This is a genomic window from Paractinoplanes atraurantiacus (assembly GCF_900215205.1).
Lineage (GTDB): Bacteria > Actinomycetota > Actinomycetes > Mycobacteriales > Micromonosporaceae > Actinoplanes > Actinoplanes atraurantiacus.
Window position 1 is genome coordinate 25,013 of sequence record NZ_OBDY01000046.1, and the last position, 26,302, is coordinate 51,314.

Below are 26,302 nucleotides of genomic sequence, written 5' to 3' on the forward strand. Positions count from 1 at the left end.
CGGTTCCTCCACGGCGAAATCGGCGGAGGGCCCCCAGCACCATCCCGGTGGCGGTGGCCACCGGGATGGTGCTCCCCCGTGCGGACAGCCTTTCACCGGCTACCTACGTAGGGATCTGTAGAACTACCTATTCGCGCGAGCTTTATAACGAGAAGGTCACGCTGCGGTCAGATAAACCCGGCTTGCCTGTACGCGCGTACGCACCTGAAGCTTGTCGAAGATGTGCCCGACGTGCACGCCGACCGTGCGCTCGCTGATGAACAGCCGCTCACCGATCTCGCGGTTGGTCAGACCCTCGGCCAGCGCGGCCAGCACCTCACGCTCGCGCTGGGTGAGGGCGCCCAGCTCGTCGCCCGGGTCGGGCTCGGGCGGGGGCATCGGCACGGTGTCGAGGTCGTCGGCCAGGGCCACCCGGTAGCGCTGGGCCACCGAGACGATCTCGGCCGCGAACGGGCGGGCGCCCATCGCGATCGCCGTCGCGTACGCCTCGCGCAGCGGCGTGACCGCCGTGGCCCGCTTGACCTTGCGCTGGAGGATGGCCTCGGCTTGGCGCAGCCGGGCGTACGCGGCCGGGTACGGCTGCTGGCGCTTGTCCCAGGCGCCGGCCGCGCGCGCCCACGGGGTGGGATCGGGGCGGCCCTCGACCCGGCTGATCTCGGCGTTGCACAGGTCGATGTACGCGTCGACGACGGCCCTGACCTGCACGGCCGCGTTGTGGGCACCGGCCGCCATGCGGTCGACGGAGGCCTTGAGCCGGCGCAGCGCCAGCGGGTCGACCTGGTCGCCGGCCGCGTGCGCCTCGGCCTCGGCCCGCAGGCCGTGCCAGGCCAGGATGCCGATCAGCACCAGGTCGTCGGAGCGGGTCTCGAGCAGTCCGCGCTGCACGGCGGCGCGCGCCTCGGGCCAGCGGGCCAGCCACATCGCGTTGCCGGCGCGCAGGGTCAGCATGGGCAGCACGTGCCGGGCGCCGCCGCCGGCGAGCAGGGTGGCGACCGCGTCGAGGTCGCGGTGGGCCTGCTCGGCGTCGCCGAAACCGACCCAGAGGCGGCAGCGGGACAGCAGCAGCTCGACCGCCTCGGCCCCGGACGGGCGGTGGCGCATCGCGGTGTCGAGCACGGCGTCGGCCTCGGCCCACTGACCGACCCGGAACAGGCCGTTGGCCGCGATCGCGAGCAGCCGCGACGCGTACGTCCGGCTGGCCTTCTCGGCGCCGCGGCGGGCGACCAGCACGCCTTCCTCGATGCTGTTGAGCGGGCCGGCCAGCAGCTCGGCCAGGTGCAGGTAGGCCACGCCGATCTCGTCGGGGTGGCCGCTGCGCTCGGCGATCTCGACGGCCTGCCGCAGCACGTCCAGGCCGGCCGCCGGGTCCTCCCGGAAGGCGGCGCTGTAGCCGAGGGCGGCGCTGGCCCGGACCAGGTCGGCGCTGGTGGCGCCGGTCATCTCGAGGGCCTCGCGGGCGCGTTCGTTGGCGTCGGCGTAGCGGCCCAGGTGGACCAGGAGCTCGGCCAGCTGGGCCGCGGCGGACGCGCGCTGGGCCGGGCTGCAGTCGGGCGCGTCGAGCGCGTGCACGTACTCGGCCTCGGCCAGCGCCGTGCGGCCGGCCGCGGTCAGGTAGCGGGCGCGGCGAAGATGCAGGTCGCAGGCGCTGGGCGCGTCGGACCGGGAGGCCAGGTCGTCGAGCCGGGCCAGGGCCCGCTGGTGCTCGCCGCAGCGGTGGGCCGACTCGGCCGCGTGGGCCAGCAGCTCGGTGCGCTCGGGGGCGTCGCCGGTGGTCAGGTCGAGCGCGGTCGACCAGTAGCGGTGGGCCTCGGTGAAGCCGTAGAGGGCCTCGGCGTCGCGGGCCGCGGCCACCACCGAGGGCAGGGCCCGGGCCGGCTCGCCGGCGCGCTGCCAGTGGTGGGCCAGGCGGGCGTGGTCGGGCTCGGTGTCGCCGGACTCCAGGGCCTCGGCGTACCGGCGGTGCAGGGCCGTCGCCTCGGCCGGCAGCACCTCGTCGGCCAGGATCTCGGAGACCAGGCGGTGGCGCAACCGGTAGCCGTCCTGCTGGCTGATCACGAAGCGGTGAGCCACCGCGGCCCGTACGGCCTCGATCAATTGGTCCTCGGGAAGCGGGACGATCCGGGCCAGCACCTCGTGCCCGACCGGCTCGACGCCGGCCGCGATGGCGCGGACCACCGCATAGGCCGCCGTGGGCAGCTCGTCGACTCGGGACAGGAAGATCTCGCGCAGCGTGTCGGAGAGCTCGACCCGGCCGTCGCGCAGGTCACGGGCCAGTTCCTCGGCCACGAACGGGTTGCCGCCGGAGCGCTTGTACACGCGCTCGGCGTCCTCGGGGTCGACCGTGCCGCCGGCGATCGCGGCCACCAGCTCGACCGTCTGCTCGCGGTCGAGCGGGGCCAGGTCGATCACCCGCACCGACCGCAGGCGGCGCAGCTCGGCCAGGACCTTGCGCAGCGGGTGGGCGCCGTGCAGCGCCTCGGCCCGCACGGCGGCCAGCACGGCCAGCGGCACGTCGCCGAGGCCCGCCAGCAGGTAGAGCAGCAGCTGGCGGGTGCTGCGGTCGGCCCACTGCAGATCGTCGAGGACCAGCAGCAGGCGGCGGCCGCCGGCCACCTCGCGCAGCGCCTGGGACACCCGGTCGAGCAGGTCACCGGCGTCGGCGGGCTGCACATTGTGGTCGAACTGCCGCAAGGCCTGAAGAACCGGGTGCAACGGGGACGCGTCACCGATGTCGAGACAGGTTCCGGACAGCACGGCGAAGTCCGCGTCGCGCATCGCCGCGGCGGTCTCGCGCAGCAGCCGGCTCTTGCCGACGCCGCTCTCCCCGGTGAGGAACACCGCTGAGGTGCCACCCGGGCCCGCGTTGCGCAGATCGGACTGGATCTGGGTCAGCGTGCCGGTACGCCCGACAAGCGGCCCGTCCTCCTCGCTGGCCATGCAGGGCAGCCTAGTGCGAATCGACCTAGCACGTTGTCGGCGGTTCGGTCTGTTCTGCGTCACATAAGTGACGGGGTCTTGAAGTGTCAGAGATACGTCGTTCTGCAGATCCGCGAGTGGACGGCGGCTGGCACCGTTCTCCCGGGGCACAGCAAGGAACTGGGGGAGCGTGAGACATGACCGCAATCGCTATGGCGGAGCAGGAGCGGCGTCAGACCGTGTCCGTCCTCTTCATCGACATCGTGGGCTTCACCTCGTTGATCGACGACCTGGACTGCGCGGTGGTCCGTGCGTTGCAGCGCGACTACTTCGGGATCGTCTCCGAGGTGGTCCGCTCCGGCGGAGGAGTGGTGGAGAAATACGTGGGGGACGCGGTCATGGCGGTGTTCGGCACCGACGAGACCGGGTTCGGCCCGGAGGCGGCCGCCGCGGCGGTACGGGTGGGCCTGTCGGTCCAGGAGGCGTTGAGGGGGCAGCTCCTGGCCGGCAGGTTCGCTGTACGGACGCGGGTGGGCATCGCCACCGGTGACGTGATCGTGGACGTCGCGGCGACCCGCGAGTTCGGGCACGGCATGATCAGCGGCAGTGTCGTGGCCACGGCCGCCCGGTTGCAGGCGTACGCGCCGCACGACACTGTGGTGGTGTGCTCGTCGACCCGGGAGGCGTCCGACGAACTCATCGCCTATCAGGAGCTGCCGCCCGTCCGGGTGGCGGGCAAGCCGTACCCTCTGGACCTGTTCCGGGCGCTGGAGCCGCAGGGGGTGCTCTGCGTGGCGTAGGTCACCCCGCGTTACCTTTGTCGGTATCGTCCGGTTCTTCGGTGGGCCGGTACCGGCTCGGTTGGCGGGAAGTGTCGGAGGCTCCCGGTAGGCTCGCCGCGACCTGACCACCCACCAAGGCCGATCGGGAGTGCCACCTCGTGACCGCGGAGATCCTGTACGGGGCCGATGACCTCACGCACCTGGAGGGGCTTGACGCCGTCCGGAAGCGACCGGGCATGTACATCGGCTCCACCGACAGCCGGGGCGTCAACCACCTCGCCAACGAGATCATCGACAACTGCACGGACGAGGGCGTGGCCGGCCATGCCACCAAAGTGGCCGTCACGCTCTACGCCGACGGCTCGGTGCAGGTCGAGGACGACGGCCGGGGCATCCCGACCGACGTCAACGCCAAGTCCGGGCTCAACGGCGTCGAGCTGGTGCTGACCCGGCTGCACGCCGGCGGCAAGTTCGGCGGCGCCGGCTACAAGACCTCCGGCGGCCTGCACGGCGTCGGCGCGTCCGCGGTCAACGCGCTCTCACTGCGCTACGACGTGCAGGTCAAGCGCGACGGCAAGGTCCACGAGATCTCGTTCCAGCGCGGCGTGCCCGGCTCGTTCGACGGCCCCGGCCCGCAGGCCAAGTTCCACCCCGAGTCGGGCCTGCGCATCGTCCGGCGGATGAAACGCGGCGAGCCCAGCGGCACGACCACCCGGTACTGGTACGACGCCCGCTACTTCGAGGCCGGGGCCAAGCTCGACGCCGATGTCGTCCGGGCCAAGCTGCGCAACACGGCGTTCCTCGTTCCCGGCGTGATGTACACGTTGCGCGACGAGACGGGCGAGGAGCCCACGACCGAGACGTTCCACTTTCCGCGCGGGCTCACCGACATGGTCGAGTTCCTCACCCACGCGGGCGACAAGCCGGTCTCGGGCATGCTCCTGGTCAACGGCGAGGGCACGTACAAGGAGAACGCGGCCGACGCCAACGGCGTCATGCAGTCCAACGTCGTCCGCCGGGCCGAGGTGGAGATCGCCTTCCGCTGGGGCACGGGCTACGACCGTACGGTCGAGAGCTTCACCAACACGATCCGCAACGTGCACGGCGGCACTCATCGCAAGGGCTTCGAGCGAGCTCTCGTACGGGCCCTGGGCGAGGCCATCCGCAACACCCGCGGGCTGCTCAAGCCCAAGGAGGAGGTGCCGGTCCTCGACGACATCCTCGAGGGCATGACGGCGGTCATCCACGTGCGAGTGCCCGAGCCGCAGTTCACCTCGCAGACCAAGGACGAGCTGTCCACGGCCGGCGTCACCCGCGTGCTCCAGGGCCTGGTCGAGGCCCACCTCAAGAGCTGGATCGAGGACCGCAAGACCAAGGCCGAGGCCCGTACGGTCCTGCAGAAGATCGTCGACGCGGCCCGGGTCCGGCTGACGCAGAAGCAGCAGAAGGACGCGGCCCGCCGCAAGACCGCGCTCGAGGGCGCGTCCATGCCGCCCAAGCTGGTCGACTGCCGGGCCACCGGCATCGCCCGCAGCGAGCTCTACATCGTCGAGGGTGACAGCGCGCTCGGCACGGCCCGGATGGCCCGCAGCTCGGAATACCAGGCGCTGCTGCCCATCCGCGGCAAGATCCTGAACGTGCAGAAGGCCTCGCTGCAGCAGGTGCTCGACAACGCCGAGTGCTCGGCCATCGTGCAGGTGCTGGGTGCCGGCTCGGGGCGCACCTTCGAGATGAGCGCGATGCGGTACGGCCGGGTCATGATCATGGCGGACGCCGACGTCGACGGCTCGCACATCCGGACGCTGCTGATCACCCTGTTCGCGAAATACATGCGCCCGGTGATCGAGCAGGGCCGGCTCTTCGCCGCGATGCCCCCGCTGCACAAGGTGGTCACCAAGGGGCGCAACTCCGAGACCATCTTCACGTACACGCAGCAGGAGATGGACACGACGGTGGCCCGCATCGAGCGCGGCGGCGGGTCGGTGCACAAGCCGGTCAGCCGGTTCAAGGGCCTCGGCGAGATGGACGCCGACGAGCTGTGGGACACCACGATGAACCCGGCCACCCGCACCGTCCGGCGCATCACGCTCGACGACGCCGAGCGGGCCGAGGCCACCCTCGAGCTGCTGATGGGTGAGCGGGTCGAGCCCCGCAAGAACTGGCTGATCGAGGCGGCGGGCCGCATCGACCAAGAGACGATTGACGCCTGAGAGGTCGCTGTTTCATGGCACGCCGTAAGAACACCGATAACCGCGTCGACCTGTCCGCGTTCGACCAGGCCGGCGCCCGCGTCATCGACAACCCGCTCACGACCGAGGTCGAGGACTCCTACCTGGAGTACGCGTACTCGGTCATCCACTCGCGGGCGCTGCCGGACGCGCGGGACGGCCTCAAGCCCGTACACCGCAGAATTCTCTGGTCGATGTCCGAGCAGGGCCACCGGCCCGACCGGGGGTACGTCAAGTCGGCCCGCGTGGTCGGTGACGTCATGGGTAAGTACCACCCGCACGGCGATGTCGCGATCTACGACGCGCTGGTCCGCCTGGCCCAGGACTTCTCGCTCAACGCGCCGCTGATCGACGGGCACGGCAACTTCGGCTCGCCCGACGACGGCCCCGCGGCCTCGCGGTACACCGAGGCCCGCATGTCGCGCGAGGCCATGCTGCTGGTCGGGGAGATCGGCGAGGGCACTGTCGACTTCAAGCCGACGTACGACGGCAGCGACGTCGAGCCCAAGGTGCTGCCCGCCGCGTTCCCCAACCTGCTGGTCAACGGCACGTCCGGCATCGCGGTCGGCATGGCCACCAACATGATCCCGCACAACCTGGGCGAGGTCGTCGGTGCCGCCCGTCACCTGATCACCCATCCGGACGCCGACCTCGACGAGCTGATGCGCTTCGTGCCCGGGCCCGACCTGCCCACCGGCGGCCAGCTGCTCGGCCTCGACGAGGTGCGCCGGGCGTACGAGACGGGCCGCGGCGTGGTGCGCATGCGGGCCAAGGCTCAGACCGGCCTGCTCGAGGGCGGCCGGGGGCGGCAGGCCATCACGGTCACCGAGCTGCCGTACGGCGTCGGCACCGAGAAGATCATCGAGGCCATCACCGACGAGGTGAAGGGCAAGATGATCACCTCCGGTCCCAAGCGCGGCCAGCGCCAGGCGGCCAGGCTGCAGGGCATCGCCGACGTCAAGGACCTCACCGACCGCGAGCACGGCACCCGGCTGGTCATCGAGTGCAAGGTCGGCGTCAACCCGCAGGCCCTGCTGGCCGATCTCTACCGGCTGACGCCGCTGGAGACGTCGTTCGGCATCAACAACCTGGTGCTGGTCGACGGCCAGCCCCAGACACTGGGCCTCAAGGCGCTGCTCGAGGTCTTCGTGCAGCACCGCTACGACGTGGTCACCCGCCGCACGACCTATCGGCGCACCAAGCGCCAGGACCGGCTGCACCTGGTCGACGGCCTGCTCATCGCCCTGATCGACATCGACCGGGTGGTCGCCATCATCCGGGGCAGCGACGACGCGGCCGCGGCCAAGGCGTCGCTGATGAGCGAGTTCTCGCTCTCCGACATCCAGGCGACGTACATCCTGGACACCCCGCTGCGGCGGCTCACCCGCTTCGACCGCATCGAGCTCGAGACCGAGCAGGAGAAGCTGCGGGCCGAGATCGCCGAGCTGTCCCGCATCCTCGACAACGAAGACGTGCTCAAGCAGGTCGTCTCCGACGAGCTGGCCGAGGTGACGAGCGCGTTCGGCGCGCCCCGGCGCACCACGCTGATCGGCGGTGACCTCAAAGAGGTACTGGCCGCGTCGGTGCCGGCCGGTCCGCTCGAGGTCGCCGACGACCCGTGCCAGGTGATCCTGTCGGCCACCGGGCTGATCGCGCGGACCGCGGCCGAGAGCGAGGAGGCCACCGAGGGGCGGCGTCGTTCGGGCCGGGTCAAGCACGACGCCGTACGGGCGGTGGTGCACTCGACCGCACGCGGGCGCATCCTGCTGATCACCAGTAAGGGCCGGGCCTTCAAGACCGACGTGCTGCCGCTGCCGGTGCTGCCCGAGCAGATCGGCACGGTCTCCCTGCGAGGCGGCGTGTCGGCGTCCGAGTTGGTGCCGCTGGAGAAGGGCGAACGGGTCGTCGGCATGGCGCCCCTGCTCGGCGAGGGCATCGGCATCGCGATGGGCACCCGGCAGGGCGTGGTCAAGGTGGCCGCCCCCGAGTGGCCGGTGCGCTCCGACGAGTTCGAGGTGATGACCCTCAAGGAGGGCGACGAGATCCTCCAGGCCACCTGGATCACCGACCCGGCCGTGTGGCTGACGTTCGTCACGTCCGACGCGTCACTGCTGAAATTCCAGGCCAAGAACGTACGGCCGCAGGGCCTCAAGGGCGGCGGCATGGCCGGCATCTCGCTGTCGTCGGGGGCCGAGGTGATCGGCTTCAACGCGGTGTCGACCAGCGACGACGCCCACGGCGAGCCGATGGTCGTCACCTCGACCGGCACACAGGTCAAGGTCAGCCCGTTCGCGTCGTACCCGGGCAAGGGCCGCGCGACCGGCGGCGTGCGGGTGCAGCGTTTCCTCAAGGGCGAGACGAGCCTGACCGTGGCCTGGGTCGGCCCGCGGCCGGTCGGCGCCAGCAAGACCGGCGACCCGATCGAGCTGCCGGAGCCCGACGCGCGCCGCGACGGCTCGGGCGAGGCGGTCCTGATGGGGCCGCAGATCATCGGCCACCTGATCGAGCGCGGCTAAGGGATTTTTCGCCGGGCGGCGAAACCGAGATCACCGCGGTGGTACCAGGCGATCTCGGTTTCGCCCTCCAGCCAGCACAGGTCGACCGGCACGCCGTCGAGGTCGGACGGGAAATCGACCAGCAGCGGGGCCAGGCTCTTGAGCACGGCCCCGGTCTGCTGAATCTCGGTCATCAGGTCGTCGAGGCGGGCGGTGGCCGCCTTCCACTCCGGCAGGCCTTTCCCGCCGGCGTTGACGACGGCGCCCACCTCAGCGGCGTCGGCGCGCAGAATGACAATCTCGTCGAGGACGGGCCGCAGGCGGTCAAGCTCCGCGCGCGCCTCGGCCAAGGTGAACAGGCCCATGGCGACAAGCATGTCTTATCGACACGGGCCGCTCCGTCACCGCGCCCGCCGCGCCGCTTCTCAGTGCGCGCGGCGCCGCTCTGGCCCGTTCGACGGCGTGGCTGTCACGGCAGACGTTGTGGAAGTGGGACCAGTCGCCACCGCTGGGCCAGCGGGAAGCGCTCGGGCAGATCGGCCAGCAGGTCGGTCATGCGGGCGGCCGAACCGCCGTACAGATAAAGGGCCGTCTCCGTCGGGCCCTCCCAATAGGACTGGAGATCGCCCTCGCCGCCGGTCACCGCGATCACGGCATCCACGAGATCGTTGATGTCGTTCGACTCGTAGACCTCGGCGGGCAGATCGGTGCCGTTCAGATAGACGCCGAGGCCCTCGGTCACCCCGAAGATCACCGGCTCGGCATCGTCGAGCCGCGCTTTCGACCCCTTCGGAGCGCCGGCCGCCTCCAGCGTGTCGATCACCAGCGTCAGAACGGCGGCCGCGTCACCCACCACTTCCAGATCGAAATCGCACGACGCCGGCCCTCCGATCGACAGCGCTCCGGGTCTGCGGGCGGGTGAGACATCTGCCGGTCGGAGGTCTTCCCACCGATGCCACCACAGACTCTGCATGGGCGGGCGACCGATGCGGACCGGGCGGTAGGTTGGCCGGTGGAATGCATAGTCACCGGTCGAGCCTCGGGACCCTGCTGCACCACGTGCATGTGAGCGGGCCGCTGTCGCGTGCCGAGCTGGGTGAGCGGATGGGCGTCAACCGCAGCACGGTGCTGGCGCTGACCTCCGAGCTGGTCGCGGCCGGTCTGGTTCGTGAGGAGCCGCCGACCGGCGTGACGCGGGCCGGGCGGCCGTCGCTCGTGGTGCGGCCCGAGTCGGAGCGAGTCTTCGTGATCGCCTTCGACGTCGCGGTCGACCGGCTGACGGCGGCCCGGGTCGGACTGGGCGGGCAGATCCTGGACCGGCGCTCGGCGGCCCGGTCGCGGGCCGGCGCCGATCTGGAGACGGTGGTCCGGCAGCTGGCCGGGATGGGCCGGGAGCTGATCGCCGCCGTGCCGGCCGGTTCGATGTGTGCGGGGCTGGGCGCGGCGTACTGCGGAATGATCCGGCCCGGCGACGGCATGGTCCGCTACGGCCCGGAGATGGGCTGGGTGGACCAGGCGTTCGGGGCCGAGCTGGCCCGGGCTCTGGGACTCGGGCTGCCGGTGGCCGTCGGCAACGAGGCGCATCTGGGCGCGCTGGCCGAGTTCGAGCGCGGCGCCGGCCGGGGCTCACCCGACTTGGTCTACCTGCACGGCGACGTCGGCGTGGGCGGCGGCATCCTGGTCGGCGGCAAGCTCCTGGGAGGCGACGCCGGTTACGGCTGCGAAGTGGGCCACATGCTGGTCAACCCCACCGACGGCCGCCCTTGCCTGTGCGGTTCACGAGGTTGCTTGGAGGCCGAGACCGGTGAGTACGCGTTACTGGCCGCGGCCGGCCGCGCGGGCACCGACCCCGAGCGGAACGCCGGCCTCGGCCGGGACGCGGTGGGTCAGGCGGGCGCCGAGATCGGGTGGGAGGCGGTGCGGGCCGTGGTTCGGGACGCGGCCGGCGGTGACCGGGACGCGGCGGCCGCTGTGGCCGAGATCGGTGACTGGCTGGGCATCGGGGTCGCCAACCTGATCAACCTGTTCAACCCGGCCGTGGTCATCTTCGGGGGAATGCTGCGTGACGTGTACGGGGCCGCGGCACCCCAGGTGTCGGCCCGGATCGCGCGGCACGCCATGCCGGTCTCCCGGGAACGCGCGAAGCTGCGAGTCTCCGAGCTGGCCGGCGACGCCACCCTGATCGGCGCGGCCGACCTCGGCTTCGCGGCGCTGTTGAACGATCCGCTGAGCCCGAGCCGGACGCCCCGGCTCACCGCAGGGATCCGGCGCTGACCGTTCCGACTGGCCGGCTCGCCGGTGGCCCCGGTGGCGAGCCGGCCCTGACTACCGCGGCCGAGCGGATGTAGCAGTGCGCTGGGCGGCCGGTGTGTCGGATGGACGAGGTCGTGGGCCGGTTCTGATCGCACCCGGTGGTCAAAGCCGGTGGGTCACGAGTGTGAGGTGGCTCCGACCGGTTCCCGGGACGGGGTTGTGGTGGGGCGGGTCCGGGTTCGCTGGGTCAAGAAGACACAGGCCAGGACTATCGCGGCGGCGGCTATCGAAGCCGGGCTCACCGATTCGCCCAGCAGCAGGGCGGACCAGGCCAGGGTGAGGACCGGCTGGGCCAACTGGATCTGGCCCACCCGGGCTATGCCGCCTCGGGCCAGCCCCGCGTACCAGGCGAAGAAACCCAGGAACATCGAGACGGCGGTCAGATAGGCGAACGCGGACCAGGCGCCGAAGTCGGCGTGTGGGGGAGCGGCGGCCGCGGCGACGATCGTGACCGGGACGGTGACCGGCAGGGAGAGCAGCAACGCCCAGCAGATCGTCCGGGCACCGCCCAGGCTGCGGGCCAGCGCGCCGCCCTCGGCGTAGCCCAGGCCGCAGAGGATGACGGCGGCCAGCAGGAACAGGTCGGCGGGGTTGAGGGCGCCGCTGACGGCACCCGTGGTGACCAGGAAGGCGACCACGGCCAGCAGGCCGGCCGAGCTTGCGGCCCAGAACGCCAAGGGCGGGCGCTCGCCGGCGCGCAGGACGGCGAAGACGGCCGTCATCGCCGGCAGCACGGTGATGACGACGGCGCCGTGAGCCGAGGTCTGTGTCGTCAGGGCCAGCGAGGTGAACAGCGGGAAGCCCACGACCACGCCGAGCGCCACGATCGACAGCCGGCGCCACTGGTCGCGGGCCGGCCGCGGGGCCCGCGTCGCGAGCAGGTAGGCGCCGGCGAGGGCGGCGGCGCCCACGGCGCGGCCGAAGGCGACGAGCCACGGATCGATCTGCTGCACGGCGACCCGTGTCATGGGCAGTGACAGGCTGAAGGCCAGCACGCCCAGCGCGCCCAGCGCGAAGCCCGCCGTTATCGAACCGGGCGCAGTAGCGCTACTCTTCTCTTTCATGAATGACGGTAACGCAGCCGATCGTGTTATCCAAGATCTGCGTGGGCGGGTGCGGAGCATGGAGGCGGGTGCGCGGCTGCCGTCGGTGCGTGAGCTGACCGCCCGGCATCAGGCGTCACCGGTAACGGTGGCCGAGGCGATTCGGCGCCTGGTGGCGGAGGGCCTGGTCGAGACCCGATCGGGGCGGGGCACGTTCGTGGCTCCGCGGCCCACGACGGAAACACCGCCCGATCTGTCCTGGCAGACCGTGGCGCTCGGGCCACGGCCGGCCGGCGAGAGCGAGATGCAGGCGTTACTGGCGTTACCGCCGACGGGGGCGATTCCGTTGACCGGTGGTTATCTCGACGCCGATCTGCAGCCGGCGGCGGCGCTCGGTGCGGCGCTGGCCCGCGCGGCGCGGCAGCCCGCGAGCTGGCAGCGTGGGCCGGCCGAGGGGCGCGAGGACCTGCGCGACTGGTTCGCCCGTCAGGCCGGTGGCGGCCTGCGCGCGGCCGACATGGTGATCTGCCCGGGCGGTCAGGCCGCGCTGTCGACCGCCTTCCGCGCGCTGGCCTCGCCCGGCGACACCGTGCTGGTCGAGTCGCCGACCTATCTCGGGGCTCTGGCCGCTGCCCGCGCTTGCGGTCTGCGGGTGGTTCCGGTTCCCGCCGACCCTTCAGGTGTACGACCGGAGCACCTCGCCGCCGCATTCGCCCGCACCGGAGCGCGGCTTTTCTATTGCCAGCCGCTGTACGCGAACCCGACCGGCGCGACCCTGTCGGCCGACCGCCGCGCGGCGGTCACCGCGGCCGTCCGCGACGCCGGAGCGTTCCTGATCGAGGACGACTACGCCCGCGACCTGACCATCGACGGCGAGCCGCCGCGTCCGCTGGCGGCCGACGACCCGGACGGCCATGTGGTCTACGTGCGCTCGCTGACCAAGTCGGCCGCTCCCGGCCTGCGCGTGGCCGCGATCGGCGCGCGCGGCCCGGCCGGTGCTCGCCTACGAGCGGCCCGTCTGCTGGACGACTTCTTCGTGGCCGGCCCGCTGCAACAGGCCACTTTGGAGCTCGTCACCGCGCCGTCGTGGGCCCGGCATCTGCGCGCCTTGCGAACCGCTCTCGCCGCGCGACGGTCCGCGTTGCTGACCGCGCTCCACCGTCACTTGCCCAGCATGGTGCCGTCGACCGTGCCGCGCGGCGGCCTGCACTTGTGGGTGGCCCTCCCCGACGGCGCCGACGACATCGCCACGACAACAGCGGCTGCCGCCTCCGGAGTGACCGTCTTCCCGGGCCGCCCGTGGTACGCGGCGGAACCCCCAGGCCCGTATCTGCGCCTGACCTACGCCGCCGCCCCCGCCGACCAGATGGACGAGGCCATACGCCGCCTGTCCCTCACCATGCTCTGAACGGTCGGCCGGATGGGCAGGGGTGGGCGCCGTTTGGTTCGAAACCGGGGAGTGGGCCGTTGCTGCTGTCCGATATGTGCGTTTATCGGGGGAGGTAGCTAGCTGACGGGGGAAGGCAATGGAGCGCAGGCAACTGCTGGCCGGGGCGGCCGTGATCGCCGCTGGTGTGCTGGTTCCGGGTGGGGTGGCCGAGGCCGCGTACGGCGACGAACCGGTTGTTCTCTACTCCGAGGGTGGCGGCTTCGTGCCTGCCGGCTACGACCAGATCCGGCCGCCGCAGCTGGTCGTCTATTCCGGCGGTACGGCGATCGTCGACGCTGAGCGGCGGCTGCGGCTGCGGTCCGGTGAGACCGATGCCCTGCTGCGGCACTCGGTGCGGGTGCTGCGTGAGCCGGCCAACGGCAAGCTGCTTCTCGGGCCGGGCGACCCGCAGATCGCGGACGCGCCGACCAGCCACTTTGAGGCCCGGTGGCGGGGGCGGACGCTGCGGCTGGACGCGTACGCGTTCACCGCCTACCGCGAGCACCACGGCTACGCCGCCGCGACCTACGGCCTCTACGACGACCTCATGGCCTGCCGGGCCCGGGTTCGCCGGCGCGGTGCCCTCCATCAGCCGGATGCCGTCCGGCTGGTCGCGGTGCTGGCCGGCGGCGGTCCGGCGGCCGAGACGAAGCCGTGGCCGGCCGGTGTCACGCCGCCCTTGTTTCCCAAGGACGCCTGGTGGAGCAATCGGGACGTGCGTGGGCGCCAGGCCCGGGCCGTGCTGCGGGCGCTGCCCCGCAAGGACGTGTGGGACTGGCGCTCGTACCGGCTGCCCGACGACCGCGTGGTCAGCGTGACCTGGCGTTACCTGCTGCCTCACGAATAGACACATCCCATTCATTGACTTCGATTCCCCGCGATGGTTGCCTATTGGCGTCGATCGATATGGTGCGGTCACGGGGGACTGCGCATCTCGTTCATCGGCCCTGCTCCGCGTTGTGCAGAGTCGGCTTTCCCCTGTCCCGCACGGCGATCGATTCGTCAATGTCGGATGAGCGGGGGAGAGCACAGTGGCAAGACGATGGAGAGCACGCGGCTGGACCGCGGGGCTGATGATCGGGGCGCTGGCCGTCACCGGGGCGGTCGGCGTGAGTGGCCCGGCGGCCGCCGCGCCCACGCCCGTACCAGCCGCCGAGCAGCCGGCGGACGGGGAGTCGGGCTCGATCGACGTCACGATCAGCGACGCGGAGTACCAGGCGCTCGTCGCCGAGGGCAAGAAGCGCGAGGCCGGCCTGCTGAAGACGCCCGGCGCGCCCGCGCAGGCGGCCGTCCGGCCCGCGAGCATCGCGGCCGAGACGGAACACCGCAAGCCGGTCAGCCTGGAGACCGCCAGCCGGCAGTCGCGGCAGATGGGCGCTCAGCACCCGAGCCCGGTCAAAGCCGCGCCGCCCGTCCGAACCGGAGCCACCGGGCCGGTCACCAATGTCGCCCCGGCCATCGGGGACCAGCCCGATCAGGGCGCGCTCGACCAGTGCATGACCTCGGACGCCGAGAACGAGTTCGGGCACGTCCTCAACCGCTTCGTCTACTGCAAGCGGTTCGAGACGCAGGTCAACTTCTACCGGGTCGTCCAGGGCTTCCGGATCAAGATGGGCGAGACCGAGTTCACGTACGAGCTGGTCGGGCAGGGCGACGACCACGCCCGCCGGATCCGGACGTTCGCCCGGATCCAGGAGGACTCGGTCGACTACGACTGGCGGATCGGCTGGGAGCAGGTCTTCATCGCGCCGTACCTGCCGCTGTCGTTCATCATGAACTGCGTGGAGGACTTCGAGGTCTGCAACGCCACCCGCGGCCCGGTCGTCCTGCCGTTCGTCACCTGGGACAACAACACCGACTGGTTCTACTGGGACGTCTACAACTTCGCCCGTTCCGGTGTGGGCCGCGACGTCATCTCGTACAACCAGTTCTATCTCGAATTCCAGGCCTTGGGGTACGGCGTCTCCGACCCCGGCCACAGCGCGTCCCGGCGCGTGCGGTGCGACTCGGCGACGTACCTGGCGCACGGCACCACCCAATATCCCGAGGCGTGCGTCTTCGCCGAGGTGATCCCGCACCTGAACTATCAGGTCGGCACCGATCACGGCTCGGTGGCGCTGCACATCGCCACGGCCCAGGACCGGCCCAACGACACCTGGCCCAAGCTGGTGCCGGAGGACGTGCCACCGCCGCGTGACAAGCGGATCCCGGGCAAGTACCAGCCGGGCGTGGCCGACGCGCCGGGCCTGCACCGGATCACCGCCGAGCTCCACCCGGGACAGACCAAGGACAACGAGGACCACAAGGAAGGCGCCTGCTACAAGCGCGGCACGCAGAAGGACCTCTACCTCGACACCGGCCTGCCGACACCGCCGGACACCTCGGTCGAGCAGTGCGACGAGTACCCGTTCGGCTCTACCCTGGAGGGCGCGGCCCACCCGGACTGGGACTTCTCCGTGCGGGCGGTGCCCCAGCGGGACAACAGCGTCGCCGGTGGCATCCTGCGGGCCTGGTACACCGACGACCGTATCCTCGCGTGGGACGCGGAGCTGCCGGCGCCCGACATCACGAACGACGAGTTCTACGTCAACATCGAATGATCCGGTGTGTGCCGGCCGGGCCTTCGAGCCCGGCCGGCACAGCGGTGGGAGGACCTCCATGGCCGTACCCCTCGACCTGACCCAGCGTCTCGGTGAGGGCTGGTGCGTCACGGTGACGGTGCTGGCCCCGGCGCTGACGCTCGACATGATGGGCGTGGCGCGGGTGTCCGAGGTGCCGGACGGCCTGACCGTGGCCAGCCGCCGCATCCCGCAACGGCTGCCCGAGGTGATGCTCCTGGCCAAGGAGAAGGGCGAGGGGTCTCTGGTTCTGGAGGTCGAGGGCACCATCGGCTGGATCGGGGCCGGCGCGGAGATGCTCGGCGAGCTGTCCGAGGCCGGGCGGGCCTGCACGATCTACCGCGACCCCAACAAGATCGAGCTGCTGGTGGCCGAGGACGGCGACGTGATCGGTGGGATGAGCGCGGTCAGCCTGAGCTCGTGGGGAAGCTTCGACGAGCGCTGGACCGAAGGGCTGGACGAGACGTCGGGGACGCCGAGCCAGTGCGCGGTGCTCGCCCTGGAAGCGATCACCGGCGTCGGGCTCGACGCCGGTGCGCTCGACGATCCGTGGCTCGGGGGATTGACGAAGGGGCCTACTTACTAGGTTCCGGGACGTCGCACTTGATCTTCGGGTTGACGCCCATCCAGTTGAGCGGCCCGGCCACCACGGTGACGACGATCGTGCCGAACTCGGCGCAGCTCGTGTCGCCGGTGTCCTTGAAGTAGCCGCGCTCGTAGGCGGCGACGCCGCCCAGAACGAGCCAGAGGATGACGATCAGCCCGCCTATCGTTCCGAAGCGCATCGGAGCCTCCTGAGTTCGTGGGGATGACCGGCGACGTACCCCGAAGGCTTTGATCTCTAAACGACAGTGCGGACTGCTTGGAGGGTGTACGTGTGTGGCAGCCGGTTCGGCTTGTCACGCAACTGGTACTCACCGTCGCCGATGTCCACCATCGTGCGCTCCAGGGCGTGCCACGGAACGCTGGTGTGCTCGACCAGGCCGGTGATGGTCATGCCGGCCTCGAGCAGGGCCGTCACGATCTCGCCCAGACCGTGGTTCCACTCGTGGGTGACGTTGTTGGCGAAGGCGATGTCCGTCTCGACGTACGTCCCGGGCTCGTCGTAGACCTGCGGTTCGGCCGTCTCGAAATAGGGCTCGGCCAGCACGAGCAGGTCGTCGTCGCGCTCGTAGTCGAGCGCCCAGAGCACCGGATGTCCCTCGCGGATGAACAGGCGGCCGCCGGGGCGCAGCAGGGCGGCGACCGTGCGGGCCCAGCGGCGGATGTCGGGCAGCCAGCACAGCGCGCCCACTCCGGTGTAGACGAAGTCGTAACCGTCGCCGGCCGCGGACACCGCCTCGTACACGTCCGACTCGACAAAGCGAACATCGGCGCCGGCGAGCTCCGCGATGCGCCGGGCCTCCGCCAGCGACTTCGGCGAGAAGTCGACGCCGGTCATCGTGGCGCCCAGCCGTGAGAGCGAGACCGTGTCGGTGCCGATGTGGCATTGCAGATGGACGCCGCGCAGCCCGGACACGTCGCCGAGCAGCGGCCGGTCGAAGCGGATGGTGTGGCTCAGGAAGGCCGGGTCGCCGGCGAAGTGGGAGACGGAGTAGCCGGGGGAGGCCGCGTGGGCGGCGGCCCGATCGTCCCAGTTGGCCCGGTTCACGTCGCGATAGTCGGTCACTCGGGCACGATATGCGGTCACCGGCGACCCGCGCCTTACCTTTTCGCGCGGTGATGGCGTTGAATGTCATCTCATGGAGACCAGGCGGACGACCGTCCGGGACGTGCGCCGGGCGAACCGGGCCAGTCTGCTGACCGACCTGTTCCGCGGCGGCATGCAGAGCCGCCAGCAGCTCGCCGCCAGCACGGCGCTGAGCCAGGCCAGCGTGAGCAACCTGATCGGCGAGATGATCGAGGAAGGCCTGGTCGAGGAGGCCGGCCTGGTCGGCTCCGACGGCGGCCGGCCCCGGGTGCTGCTGCGGGTGCGGCCCGGCTTCCGGTACGTGGTGGGCGCCGACGTGGCCGAGACCCGGGTGCTGGTGGAGCTCTACGACCTGTCGATGTCGCGGCTGGCCGCGGCCACCCTCGAGCACGACGACGACCCCGGGCAGGTCGCCGCGAAGCTGCTCGAGGGCCTGGCCCGGGTCGTCGAGGAGGCCGGTGTCGAGGCGAAGGACGTGCTCGGCTTCGGGGTGGGCGTGCCCGGCGTGGTCGAGGTGGACGACGGGGTGGTCGACTCGCAGTCGACCGGCTGGGACGCGGTGCCGCTGGGCGCGATGCTGCGGGCCGGCACCGGAGTGCCGGTCTTCGTGGAGAACGGCGCCAAGACCCACGGCCAGGCCGAGATGTGGTTCGGCGCCGGCCGGGGGGCGCGGCACGCGGTCATCATCATGATCGGTACGGGGGTGGGTGCGGCCGTCGTCATGGACGGGCGCTCCTACCGGGGCGCGAACAGCAACGCCGGCGAGTGGGGGCACACCACGCTGATCTACGACGGCGACGAGTGCCGCTGCGGCGCCCGGGGCTGCCTCGAGGCGTACATCGGAGCCGACCGGATCGGCGCCCGGCTGGCCGCGGCCCTCGGAGTCGAGCCGGCGCCGGAGCTGCTGCCCCGGATGCTGGCCGCGGAGGACCCGGCCGCGATCGAGGTGTTCGTGCAGACCGCGGGCTATCTGGGAGCCGGCATCGCCGACCTGATCAACCTGTTCAGCCCGGAGCGCATCGTCGTCGGCGGCGAGACCGGCACGGCGTTCGCCGCCCGCTTCCTGCCCGAGATCCGGCGGGCCGCGGCCCGGCACGCGCTGCGCCGCCCGTACGCGGCGACCAGCATCGACGTGTGCCAGCTGGGCCCCGATGCCGTGGCGATGGGCGCGGCCACCCTGCCGGTGGCCCGGCTGCTCGCCGACGGCGGCCTGCCCGAGCCACCGGCCGAGCCGGTCCTGGCCTTTACGCCGAGGCAGCGCGCAAGGCGCTGATGCTGTCGCGCAGCCAGAGGGCGCTCTGCTTCGGGATCCGTTGCTGGGTCTCGTAGTCGACCCGGACGATGCCGAAGCGTTTCGCGTAGCCCTCGGCCCACTCGAAGTTGTCGAGCAGCGACCAGGCGAAGTAGCCGCGGATGTCGGCGCCCTGGTCGCGGGCTGCGGCCACGGCCGCGATGTGTGACGACAGATAGGCCGTACGGTCGTCGTCGGCGACGAATCCGGTCTTGTCGGCGACGTCGTCGAAGGCGGCGCCGTTCTCGGTGATCACCATGGGCAGCCCAGGATAGTCGCGGGCGAGCCGGGTGAGCAGCGAGGTGAAGCGTTCGGGCGTGATCGGCCAGCCCATGGCCGTGCGGGGCGTGTCCGGGAACACCGCCCGGACGACCGGCTGGCCGGCCGCGTCGACCACGTTCCCGCTGTCGTCCGTACCGGCGAAGTCCTGGCCGAAGTAGAAATTGACCCCGAGCACGTCGAACGGCTGCGAGATGATCTCCAAGTCGCCGTCCTGGACGGGCAGGGCCGAGCCGCGCGCGGCCAGATCGGCCACGACGTCGGCCGGGTACGTGCCGTGCCGCAGCGGGTCGAGGTAGAGCCGCAGTCCCATCCCGTCGGCGCGCCGGGCCGCCTCGTGGTCGAGGTCCGAGGAGGACAGCGGATCGGCCGTGCCCATGTTGAGGGTGATGCCGAACTTGTGAGAGTCCGACGGCATCGCCTTCAGCGCGAGCCCGTGCCCGAGCAGCAGGTGGTGCGTGGCGGCGAGGGACGCGTCGAAGTCGCGGCGCCCCGGCGCGTGCACGCCCACGTTGTAGCCGAGCCAGGCCGAGCACCACGGCTCGTTCAGCGTGGTGAACGTGCCGACCCGGTCCTTCAGCTTGTCGAAGACGATCGCCGCGTAGTCGGCGAACCGGTAGGCGGTGTCCCGGTTCGGCCACCCGCCGGCGTCCTCCAGCTCCTGCGGCAGGTCCCAGTGGTAGAGCGTCACCCACGGGTCGATGCCGTTGGCCAGCAGCTCGTCGACCAGCCGGTCGTAGAAGGCCAGACCGGCCGGGTTGACCGGGCCGCGCCCGCCCGGCTGCACCCGCGGCCACGCCACCGAGAACCGGTAGCTGTCCATGCCCAGGCTCTTGATCAGCGCCACGTCCTGCGGCATCCGGTGGTAGTGGTCGCAGGCCACGTCGCCGGTGTCGCCGTTGTGCACGGCGCCCGGCGTCCGGCTGAACGTGTCCCAGATGGACGGCGTGCGCCCGTCCTCGGCCACCGCGCCCTCGATCTGGTACGAGGCCGTGGCCACGCCCCAGGTGAAGGACGGCGGCAGGCCGGTGATCAGAGGCGCCAGTTGAGTCACGGGATTCAAGAGATCTCCAAAGCGGGGTGGAGCCAGCAGGCGACGGAACGGCCGGCGGAGTTCAGGTCCGCGGGCGGCCCGAGCACAGGGATGGTCGTCGGGCACGGGTCGAACGCCTTGGGGCAGCGGGGGTGGAACGAACATCCGCTCGGCATGCCGGCCAGATCCGGTGGGGAGCCGGGGATGCCGGCCAGCTCACGCTTCGGGCCGCGCAGGGCCGGGAAAGAGGCGAGAAGCCCGGCGCTGTACGGATGCAGAGCGTCCCGGTAGATGGTCGCCGCCGGCGCCTCCTCGACGATCCGTCCGCCGTACATGATGGCGATCCGGTTGGAGAACTCCACCAGCAGCGACAGGTCGTGCGTGATGAAGATGACCGAGAAGCCGAGCCGCTCGCGCAGCTCGATCAGCTGGCCCAGGATCTGCCGCTGCATCACCACGTCGAGCGCGGTGGTCGGCTCGTCCATGATGACCACCTGCGGTTGCAGGATCAGCGCCATGCCGATCATGACGCGCTGGCGCATGCCGCCGGAGAGCTGATGCGGATAAGCGTCCATCCGGTCGGGCGAGATGCCGACCAGCTTGAGCATCTCGCGGGCCCGGGCGCCGCGGGTGTGCTCGCTCATCTTGGGCTCGTGGGCCCGGAGCACGTCGGTGAGCTGGGTCGAGATCTTGTGTACGGGGTTGAGCGAGTTCATCGCGCCCTGGAAGACGATCGCCGTCTCGGCCCACCGGAACTGCCGCAGCTTGCGGTCGGTGAGCGCCAGGACGTCGTACGGCTGACCGCCCTCGGGGTGATAAATGACCTGGCCACCGGTGATGACGCCGGGCGGGGGCAGCAGCCGGGTCAGGCCGTAGGCCAGCGTCGACTTGCCGGAGCCGCTCTCGCCGGCCAGGCCGAGCACCTCACCGCGGTGCAGGGTGAGGCTGACGTCGCGTACGGCGTGAACTGCTTTGTCACCCAGGCCGTAATCGACGTTCAGATTGCGAATCTCGAGCACAGGCTGACTCACGAGGGCTCGCCGCCTTTCGACGAAAGAACAGGGGTGAAACCGATCCGCATCCGTACGGTCCGGCCGGAAGCGGTCTTGACCTTGGTCTTGCCCGCGCTGCGCAGGCGCGGGCTGACGAACTCGTCGATACCGAAGTTGATCAGCGAGAGCGCGGTGCCCAGGAAGGCGATCGCGAGACCGGCCGGCACGAACCACCACCAGGCGTTCTGCGCGAGCGCCTGCTGGCCCTGGGCCCAGAACAGGATCGTGCCCCAGTTCCAGCCGTTGTTGGACACGATGCCGATGAAGGCCAGGGTGATCTCCGAGAGCACGGCGAAGATGACGGTGCCAACGAAGCCGGAGGCGATCACCGCGGTCAGGTTGGGCAGCAGCTCGAAGCCGATGATCCGCCAGGTCTTCTCGCCGGTGGCCCGCGACGCCTCGACGTAGTCGCGCCGGCCCAGCGAGAGGGTCTGCGCGCGCAGCACCCGGGCGTTCCACGACCACGAGGTGAGGCCGATGACCAGCGCGATCAGGGTGTCGCTGGCGTTGTTCAGGATCGACGTGATGATGATCATCAGCGGGACGGCCGGGATCACCAGGATCACGTTGGCGAACGCGGAGAGCACGTCGTCGGTCTTGCCGCCCAGATAGCCGGCGGTCACTCCGATCAGGATCGACAGGACGGTCGCGATCGTGCCGGCCAGCAGGCCGACGTACATGACGCTGCGGGTGCCGACCAGGATCTGGCTGAACACGTCCTGGCCCAGGTGGGTGGTGCCGAGCCAGTGGTCGGCCGAGGGCGGCTGCACCAGGTCATTGCCGCGGGCGCTCGGGTCGTACGGCGCGATCCACGGCCCGATGATCGCGAAGAGGACGTACAGGCCGAAGATGGTCAGGCCGACGGCCGCCTTCTTGTTGCGGATGAAGGTGAACCGCTGCCGCTTGCGCTTGCTCGGGTGCGCCTCCTCCGGCTGGGCCATCGAGCCCTGCCCAGGGATCACCTGCTCGATGCTCGAGGTGGGGATCGTCATCGCTCAGCCCTCCTTGCGGGTGCGCGGGTCGAGGAGCAGATAGGCCACGTCGGCCAGCAGGTTGGCGACCAGCACCGAGATGGTGATGACGAGGAAGATGCCCTGCATGAGCGGGTAGTCCTTGGCGCCCAGCGCCTGCAGGAGCGTGAAACCCAGGCCGGGGTACGAGAACACGATCTCCACGAGGAGCGTGCCGCCGACGATGAAGCCGAGCGACAGCGCGAACCCGGAGACGTTGGGCAGCAACGCGTTGCGGGCGGCGTAGCTGACCGCGACCCGGCGCTCGGACAGGCCCTTGGCGTGCGCGACGGTGATGTAGTCCTCCGACGCCACCGTCACCATCATGTTGCGCATGCTCAGGATCCAGCCGCTGACCGACGAGATCAGGATGGTCAGCGCGGGCAGCAGGCTGTGCTGGATGGCGCTCGGGATGAAGTACTGGTCCCAGGCCGGCACCAGGCCCGAGTCGAAGCCGCCGGAGGACGGGAAGAAGCTGTCCGGCCCGGCCAGCAGGTAGATCGCGATGATGCCGAGCCAGAAGTACGGCACCGACGAGAAGAAGGTGGTGACCGGCAGCAGGCCGTCGGCCCACGAGCCGCGCCGCCAGCCGGCCAGCACGCCCAGGCCGGTGCCGAGCATGAAGCTGATGATCGTGGTGATGCCGACCAGCATCACCGTCCACGGCAGGGCCTGCGAGATGACCTGCGAGACCGGCGCCGGGAAGAAGGTGAAGGACAGGCCCAGGTCACCCTGGAAGATCTGCTTCCAGTAGTCGAGGTACTGCTGCCACAGGCTTTCCTGCTTGTCGAGGCCGAAGAGCACGTACAGCGACTGGATGGCGTCGCTGCTGAGCTGGCCGCGATATTTGGCGATCAGCGACTGTACGGGGTCACCCGGCACCAGGCGCGGGATGAAGAAGTTCAGGGTGATCGCGGCCCAGGCCGTGAACAGATAGAACGCGATGCGCTGGAGGAAGTACCTCATGACGCGACCTCCGGCGAGTCGTAGAGCCAGCACGCGGCCCAGTGACCGGGCGTGTCACCGATCTGGAGAGGCACCGGCAGGTCGGTCGAGCAGCGCGGCATCGCGGACGGGCAGCGTGGGTGGAAGCGGCACCCCGACGGCGGCCGGATCAGGCTCGGCGGCTCGCCGTTGCCCCGGTCCTCCTCCAGCGGGTCGATGTCGGCGATCAGCCGGTCCGGGTCGGGAGCGGAGTCGATCAGGAGCTTGGTGTACGGGTGGGCCGGCGTCTGCGTCACGGTCTCGCTGTCCCCGCCCTCGACCATCCGGCCCGCGTACATGACGAGGGTCTGGTCGGCGAAGTAGCGGGCCGAGGCGATGTCATGCGTGATGTAAAGGATGGCCAGGTTCAGGCGTTCCTTGAGGTCCCGCAACAGGTTCAGCACACCGAGGCGGATCGAGACGTCCAACATGGACACCGGCTCGTCGGCCAGCAGGGCCTCCGGGCGGGCGCCGAGCGCGCGGGCGATCGCCACCCGCTGCCGCTGGCCGCCGGAGAGCTCGTGCGGGAACTTGTCCAGATAGCGCTCGGGCGGGGTCAGGCTGACCCTGGTCAACAGATCGTGCAGCGCGGCGTCGAGGTTCTCGGCGTTTCCGTGGATCTTCAGCGCCCGGGTCAGGTGATACCTGATGGTGTGTACGGGGTTCAGTGACGCGAACGGGTCCTGGAAGATCATCTGGACGCGGGCCGCGTACTCGCGGAAGGGCCGGCCGCCCTTGACCCGGGTGCTCACGCCGTGGAGCCGGATGTCGCCGTCCGTGCGTGGGTAGAGCTGGGCGAGCAGGCGGGCCACCGTGGATTTGCCCGAGCCGGACTCGCCGACGAGAGCGACCACCTGGCCGCGGCGGAGGGTGAGGTTCACATCGTCGACGGCGTGAACCGCTTCGTGCTCTTTGCGGAAGATCTGGCGTAGTCGCCGGCGGACGGGAAAGTGCTTGGTCAGGCCTACCGCCTCAAGCACCACCTCACCGGAAGGCGCCTTGGTCGACGTCATCGCAGTTCCTTTGTAGACATGTGGGTGCCGCTCCCCGCGGACGGTGCGGGGAGCGGCAAGTTCACATCAGGAGTTGGCGGGCTTGAGCTTGAGGACGATCTGCAGGGCGTACGGCTGGGTCGGCTGCGCGCCCGAGTACGGGTCGGCGTCGGTCGGCCAGCCGGTCCAGTTCTTGTCGCTGTAGGCCGCGCCCACGTTGTCGGCGCCGACCGGCAGCATCGGTGCCTGCTCCACGAAGATCTTCTGAATCGTGTTCATCTGCTTGGTGCGCTCGGCGTCGCTGGTCGCGTTGGCGTACGCCTTCAGCGCGGCCGTGGCCTCCGGGCTCTCGAAGCGGCCGAAGTTGCCCTGCTGGGCGGCGGTGCCGATCGGCTTCTTGAGCGCGCCGTCCATGACGGTCTGGTAGATGTCGTACGGGGTGGCGCCACCGTTGGTCCAGCGCATCGAGGCCTCGAAGGCGCCCTTCTGCACGTTGGCGTCCCACACGTCCTGGTTCGGCTTCTCGACCGTGGCCTCGATGCCGATCTCGGCGAAGTTGCTCTTGATGATCTCCAACGTGGTCTGGTAGTCCGACCACGGCGCCGGGTCGCTGAGCTTGATCTTCACGGGCTTGCCGCTCGGGTCGCTCAGCGTCTTGCCGTTGAGCTTGTAACCCGCGCCCTGCAGCAGGGTCTTGGCGCCCTCGACGTCGACCGAGAACTCCTTGCCCTTGTACTCCGGGGCGATGTACGCGTCACCGGCGCCCGGCGGCAGGCCGGTCACGCTCTTGATCTCCGGGTGGAAGTAGCCGGCCTCGGCCTGGTTGAAGATGTCCGTCCGGTTGATGACCATGTTCATGGCCTGGCGCAGCTTCGGGTCGTCGAACGGCTTGACCGTGGTGTTGATGTACAGGCCGTGGATGCCGAGCACGCCCGGGGCCCACAGCTTGTGGTGCGCCGGGTCCTTGGCCACGAAGGTCTGCTGCGCGTTGGGGATGAAGACGAAGCTCCACTCCGACTCGCCGTTGGCCAGCGCGGTCGCCTGGGCGCTGTTGTCGGCGTACGAGACGTACCGCAGCTCCTTGACCTTGGGCAGGTCCTGCCAGTAACCGGAGTCGCGGACGCTGAGCGTGACGCCGGCCTGGGTGAAGGACTTCAGGGTGTACGGGCCGGAGCCGATCGGGTTCTTGTTGACGTCCGTGGCCGGGTCGGAGATCTTCTCCCAGACGTGCTTGGGCACGATCGGGGTGTTGGCCAGGATCTTGTTCTGGTTGACGAACTGCGACGACTTGAAGGTCAGCTTGACGACGTTGCCGTTCGCGGTGATCTGGTCGTACGGCACGGCGTACTGGTTGAGCGCGTCGTTGCCCTTGATCAGCGTGTACGTGTAGACGATGTCGTCGGCGGTCAGCTTCTGCCCGTCGGACCAGGTGGCGCCGTCACGGACGGTGATGTCGACCGACTTGTAGTCGTCGGCCCACTTGACGGAGCTGGCCAGCCACGGAGTGGCCGGGTCGGCCGGCTTGACCGGGTTCCACTGGGTCAGCGGCTCGTAGATCATCCACTTGTAGCCGAGGGCGTTGGCCGAGGAGGTGCCGGCGAACGGGTTGTGGTTCTCGGTCTGCGTGCCGTTCGGCATGCCGATCTTGAGGAAGTCGACCGACGACTTGTTCGCGCTGTCGGCGTTGTTCGCGTTCGGCGAGTCGCCGCATGCGGCGAGCCCGCCCGTGGCGAGTGCGCTCGCCAGGGCGACCGCGAACAGTTTCCTTCTCTGCATCACGAATCTCCTCGATAAATCGCGTTTTATCCGTTATCAAGCGATGGCGTTTGGGGCGGTGCGCGGTGGGGCGGTGCGCGGTGGGGCGGTGCGCGGTGGGGCGGTGCGCGGTGGGGCGGCGCGCGGTGGGGCGGCGCGGCGGGTGGTGCTTGGAGCGGTGGCGCGGTTGGGGCGGTGGCGCGGTTGGGGCGGTGGCGCGGTTGGGGCGGTGGGTTTGAAGCGGGCGGTCGGGCGGGGGAGGGCGTGCGGCATCGCGGCGCCGGCCTGGGGCAGGCGTCGTCGGTGCGAGGGGCGCAGGGGCCTACCGCCGGCCCACGGGCCGGCGTTTTTCGTTATGGGGGAAGGCTTTTAGAGGGTGGTGGAGGAGCGGG

At 70.5% G+C, this 26,302-nt stretch carries 21 protein-coding genes; 9 read left to right on the forward strand and 12 right to left on the reverse strand.

Annotation, left to right across the window (positions count from 1 at the left end; translation table 11 throughout):
• Positions 1-156 precede the first annotated feature (156 nt).
• Positions 157-2,937: a helix-turn-helix transcriptional regulator gene (locus CRP55_RS48825; RefSeq protein ID WP_097328947.1), complete on the reverse strand. Its 2,781-nt coding sequence runs from the start codon at positions 2,935-2,937 to the stop codon at positions 157-159.
• Positions 2,938-3,113: 176 nt separating this feature from the next.
• On the opposite strand from CRP55_RS48825, the gene CRP55_RS48830 reads away from it, so the two are divergent.
• From CRP55_RS48830 to CRP55_RS48840, 3 genes are all read left to right on the forward strand, one after another.
• Complete coding sequence (locus tag CRP55_RS48830; RefSeq protein WP_179855684.1) at positions 3,114-3,716, forward strand: adenylate/guanylate cyclase domain-containing protein; 603 nt, start codon at positions 3,114-3,116, stop codon at positions 3,714-3,716.
• A 140-nt stretch (positions 3,717-3,856) separates the two neighbouring features.
• A complete protein-coding gene (locus CRP55_RS48835) occupies positions 3,857-5,908 on the forward strand; it encodes a DNA gyrase/topoisomerase IV subunit B (RefSeq protein WP_097328949.1) in 2,052 nt (683 codons plus the stop codon).
• Between the two features lie 14 nt (positions 5,909-5,922).
• Positions 5,923-8,442, forward strand: a complete 2,520-nt coding sequence (locus CRP55_RS48840) for a DNA topoisomerase IV subunit A (protein WP_097328950.1) — start codon at positions 5,923-5,925, stop codon at positions 8,440-8,442.
• Here the strand turns inward: CRP55_RS48840 and CRP55_RS48845 are convergent.
• Both CRP55_RS48845 and CRP55_RS48850 read right to left on the reverse strand, forming a co-directional pair.
• Positions 8,439-8,786 carry a DUF2203 domain-containing protein gene (locus CRP55_RS48845; protein WP_097328971.1) on the reverse strand — a complete coding sequence of 116 codons (348 nt, stop codon included), beginning with the start codon at positions 8,784-8,786 and terminating at the stop codon, positions 8,439-8,441. The genes CRP55_RS48840 and CRP55_RS48845 overlap by 4 nt on opposite strands.
• A 104-nt stretch (positions 8,787-8,890) precedes the next feature.
• Complete coding sequence (locus tag CRP55_RS48850) at positions 8,891-9,277, reverse strand: hypothetical protein (protein WP_097328951.1); 387 nt, start codon at positions 9,275-9,277, stop codon at positions 8,891-8,893.
• A gap of 161 nt (positions 9,278-9,438) precedes the next feature.
• Between CRP55_RS48850 and CRP55_RS48855 the strand changes: the two genes are divergently transcribed.
• Positions 9,439-10,695, forward strand: a complete 1,257-nt coding sequence (locus tag CRP55_RS48855; protein WP_097328952.1) for an ROK family transcriptional regulator — start codon at positions 9,439-9,441, stop codon at positions 10,693-10,695.
• Positions 10,696-10,850: 155 nt separating this feature from the next.
• Here CRP55_RS48855 and CRP55_RS48860 read toward each other — a convergent pair whose 3' ends face one another.
• Positions 10,851-11,798 carry a DMT family transporter gene (locus CRP55_RS48860; protein WP_097328953.1) on the reverse strand — a complete coding sequence of 316 codons (948 nt, stop codon included), beginning with the start codon at positions 11,796-11,798 and terminating at the stop codon, positions 10,851-10,853.
• On the opposite strand from CRP55_RS48860, the gene CRP55_RS48865 reads away from it, so the two are divergent.
• From CRP55_RS48865 to CRP55_RS48880, 4 genes are all read left to right on the forward strand, one after another.
• Positions 11,797-13,185 (forward strand): aminotransferase-like domain-containing protein, encoded by a 1,389-nt coding sequence (locus tag CRP55_RS48865; protein ID WP_097328954.1) that lies wholly within the window; start codon positions 11,797-11,799, stop codon positions 13,183-13,185. The genes CRP55_RS48860 and CRP55_RS48865 overlap by 2 nt on opposite strands.
• Before the next feature lie 118 nt (positions 13,186-13,303).
• Entirely contained in the window at positions 13,304-14,053 is a 750-nt protein-coding gene (locus CRP55_RS48870) for a hypothetical protein (RefSeq protein ID WP_097328955.1), read from the forward strand.
• Between the two features lie 184 nt (positions 14,054-14,237).
• Positions 14,238-15,806 carry a NucA/NucB deoxyribonuclease domain-containing protein gene (locus CRP55_RS54220; protein WP_218855168.1) on the forward strand — a complete coding sequence of 523 codons (1,569 nt, stop codon included), beginning with the start codon at positions 14,238-14,240 and terminating at the stop codon, positions 15,804-15,806.
• A gap of 58 nt (positions 15,807-15,864) precedes the next feature.
• Complete coding sequence (locus CRP55_RS48880; RefSeq protein ID WP_097328957.1) at positions 15,865-16,410, forward strand: hypothetical protein; 546 nt, start codon at positions 15,865-15,867, stop codon at positions 16,408-16,410.
• Here the strand turns inward: CRP55_RS48880 and CRP55_RS48885 are convergent.
• Positions 16,400-16,609 (reverse strand): hypothetical protein, encoded by a 210-nt coding sequence (locus CRP55_RS48885; RefSeq protein ID WP_097328958.1) that lies wholly within the window; start codon positions 16,607-16,609, stop codon positions 16,400-16,402. The two genes, CRP55_RS48880 and CRP55_RS48885, sit on opposite strands and share 11 nt — an antisense overlap.
• Before the next feature lie 56 nt (positions 16,610-16,665).
• On the reverse strand, positions 16,666-17,493 hold the full coding sequence (locus CRP55_RS48890; RefSeq protein WP_097328959.1) for a class I SAM-dependent methyltransferase: 828 nt from the start codon (positions 17,491-17,493) through the stop codon (positions 16,666-16,668).
• A 73-nt stretch (positions 17,494-17,566) separates the two neighbouring features.
• On the opposite strand from CRP55_RS48890, the gene CRP55_RS48895 reads away from it, so the two are divergent.
• Positions 17,567-18,787 carry an ROK family protein gene (locus CRP55_RS48895; RefSeq protein ID WP_097328960.1) on the forward strand — a complete coding sequence of 407 codons (1,221 nt, stop codon included), beginning with the start codon at positions 17,567-17,569 and terminating at the stop codon, positions 18,785-18,787.
• Here the strand turns inward: CRP55_RS48895 and CRP55_RS48900 are convergent.
• From CRP55_RS48900 to CRP55_RS48925, 6 genes are all read right to left on the reverse strand, one after another.
• On the reverse strand, positions 18,759-20,147 hold the full coding sequence (locus CRP55_RS48900; protein ID WP_097328961.1) for a GH1 family beta-glucosidase: 1,389 nt from the start codon (positions 20,145-20,147) through the stop codon (positions 18,759-18,761). The two genes, CRP55_RS48895 and CRP55_RS48900, sit on opposite strands and share 29 nt — an antisense overlap.
• A complete protein-coding gene (locus CRP55_RS48905; RefSeq protein ID WP_097328962.1) occupies positions 20,144-21,148 on the reverse strand; it encodes an ABC transporter ATP-binding protein in 1,005 nt (334 codons plus the stop codon). The genes CRP55_RS48900 and CRP55_RS48905 overlap by 4 nt, the downstream gene beginning before the upstream one ends.
• Positions 21,145-22,161, reverse strand: coding sequence for an ABC transporter permease (locus tag CRP55_RS48910; protein WP_097328963.1), 1,017 nt, complete (start codon positions 22,159-22,161; stop codon positions 21,145-21,147). Before CRP55_RS48910 ends, CRP55_RS48905 begins: the two co-directional genes overlap by 4 nt.
• Positions 22,162-22,164: 3 nt before the next feature.
• A complete protein-coding gene (locus CRP55_RS48915) occupies positions 22,165-23,145 on the reverse strand; it encodes an ABC transporter permease (protein ID WP_097328964.1) in 981 nt (326 codons plus the stop codon).
• A complete protein-coding gene (locus tag CRP55_RS48920) occupies positions 23,142-24,176 on the reverse strand; it encodes an ABC transporter ATP-binding protein (RefSeq protein WP_097328965.1) in 1,035 nt (344 codons plus the stop codon). Before CRP55_RS48920 ends, CRP55_RS48915 begins: the two co-directional genes overlap by 4 nt.
• A gap of 66 nt (positions 24,177-24,242) precedes the next feature.
• Positions 24,243-25,931, reverse strand: a complete 1,689-nt coding sequence (locus tag CRP55_RS48925; RefSeq protein WP_097328966.1) for an ABC transporter substrate-binding protein — start codon at positions 25,929-25,931, stop codon at positions 24,243-24,245.
• Between the last annotated feature and the right edge of the window lie 371 nt (positions 25,932-26,302).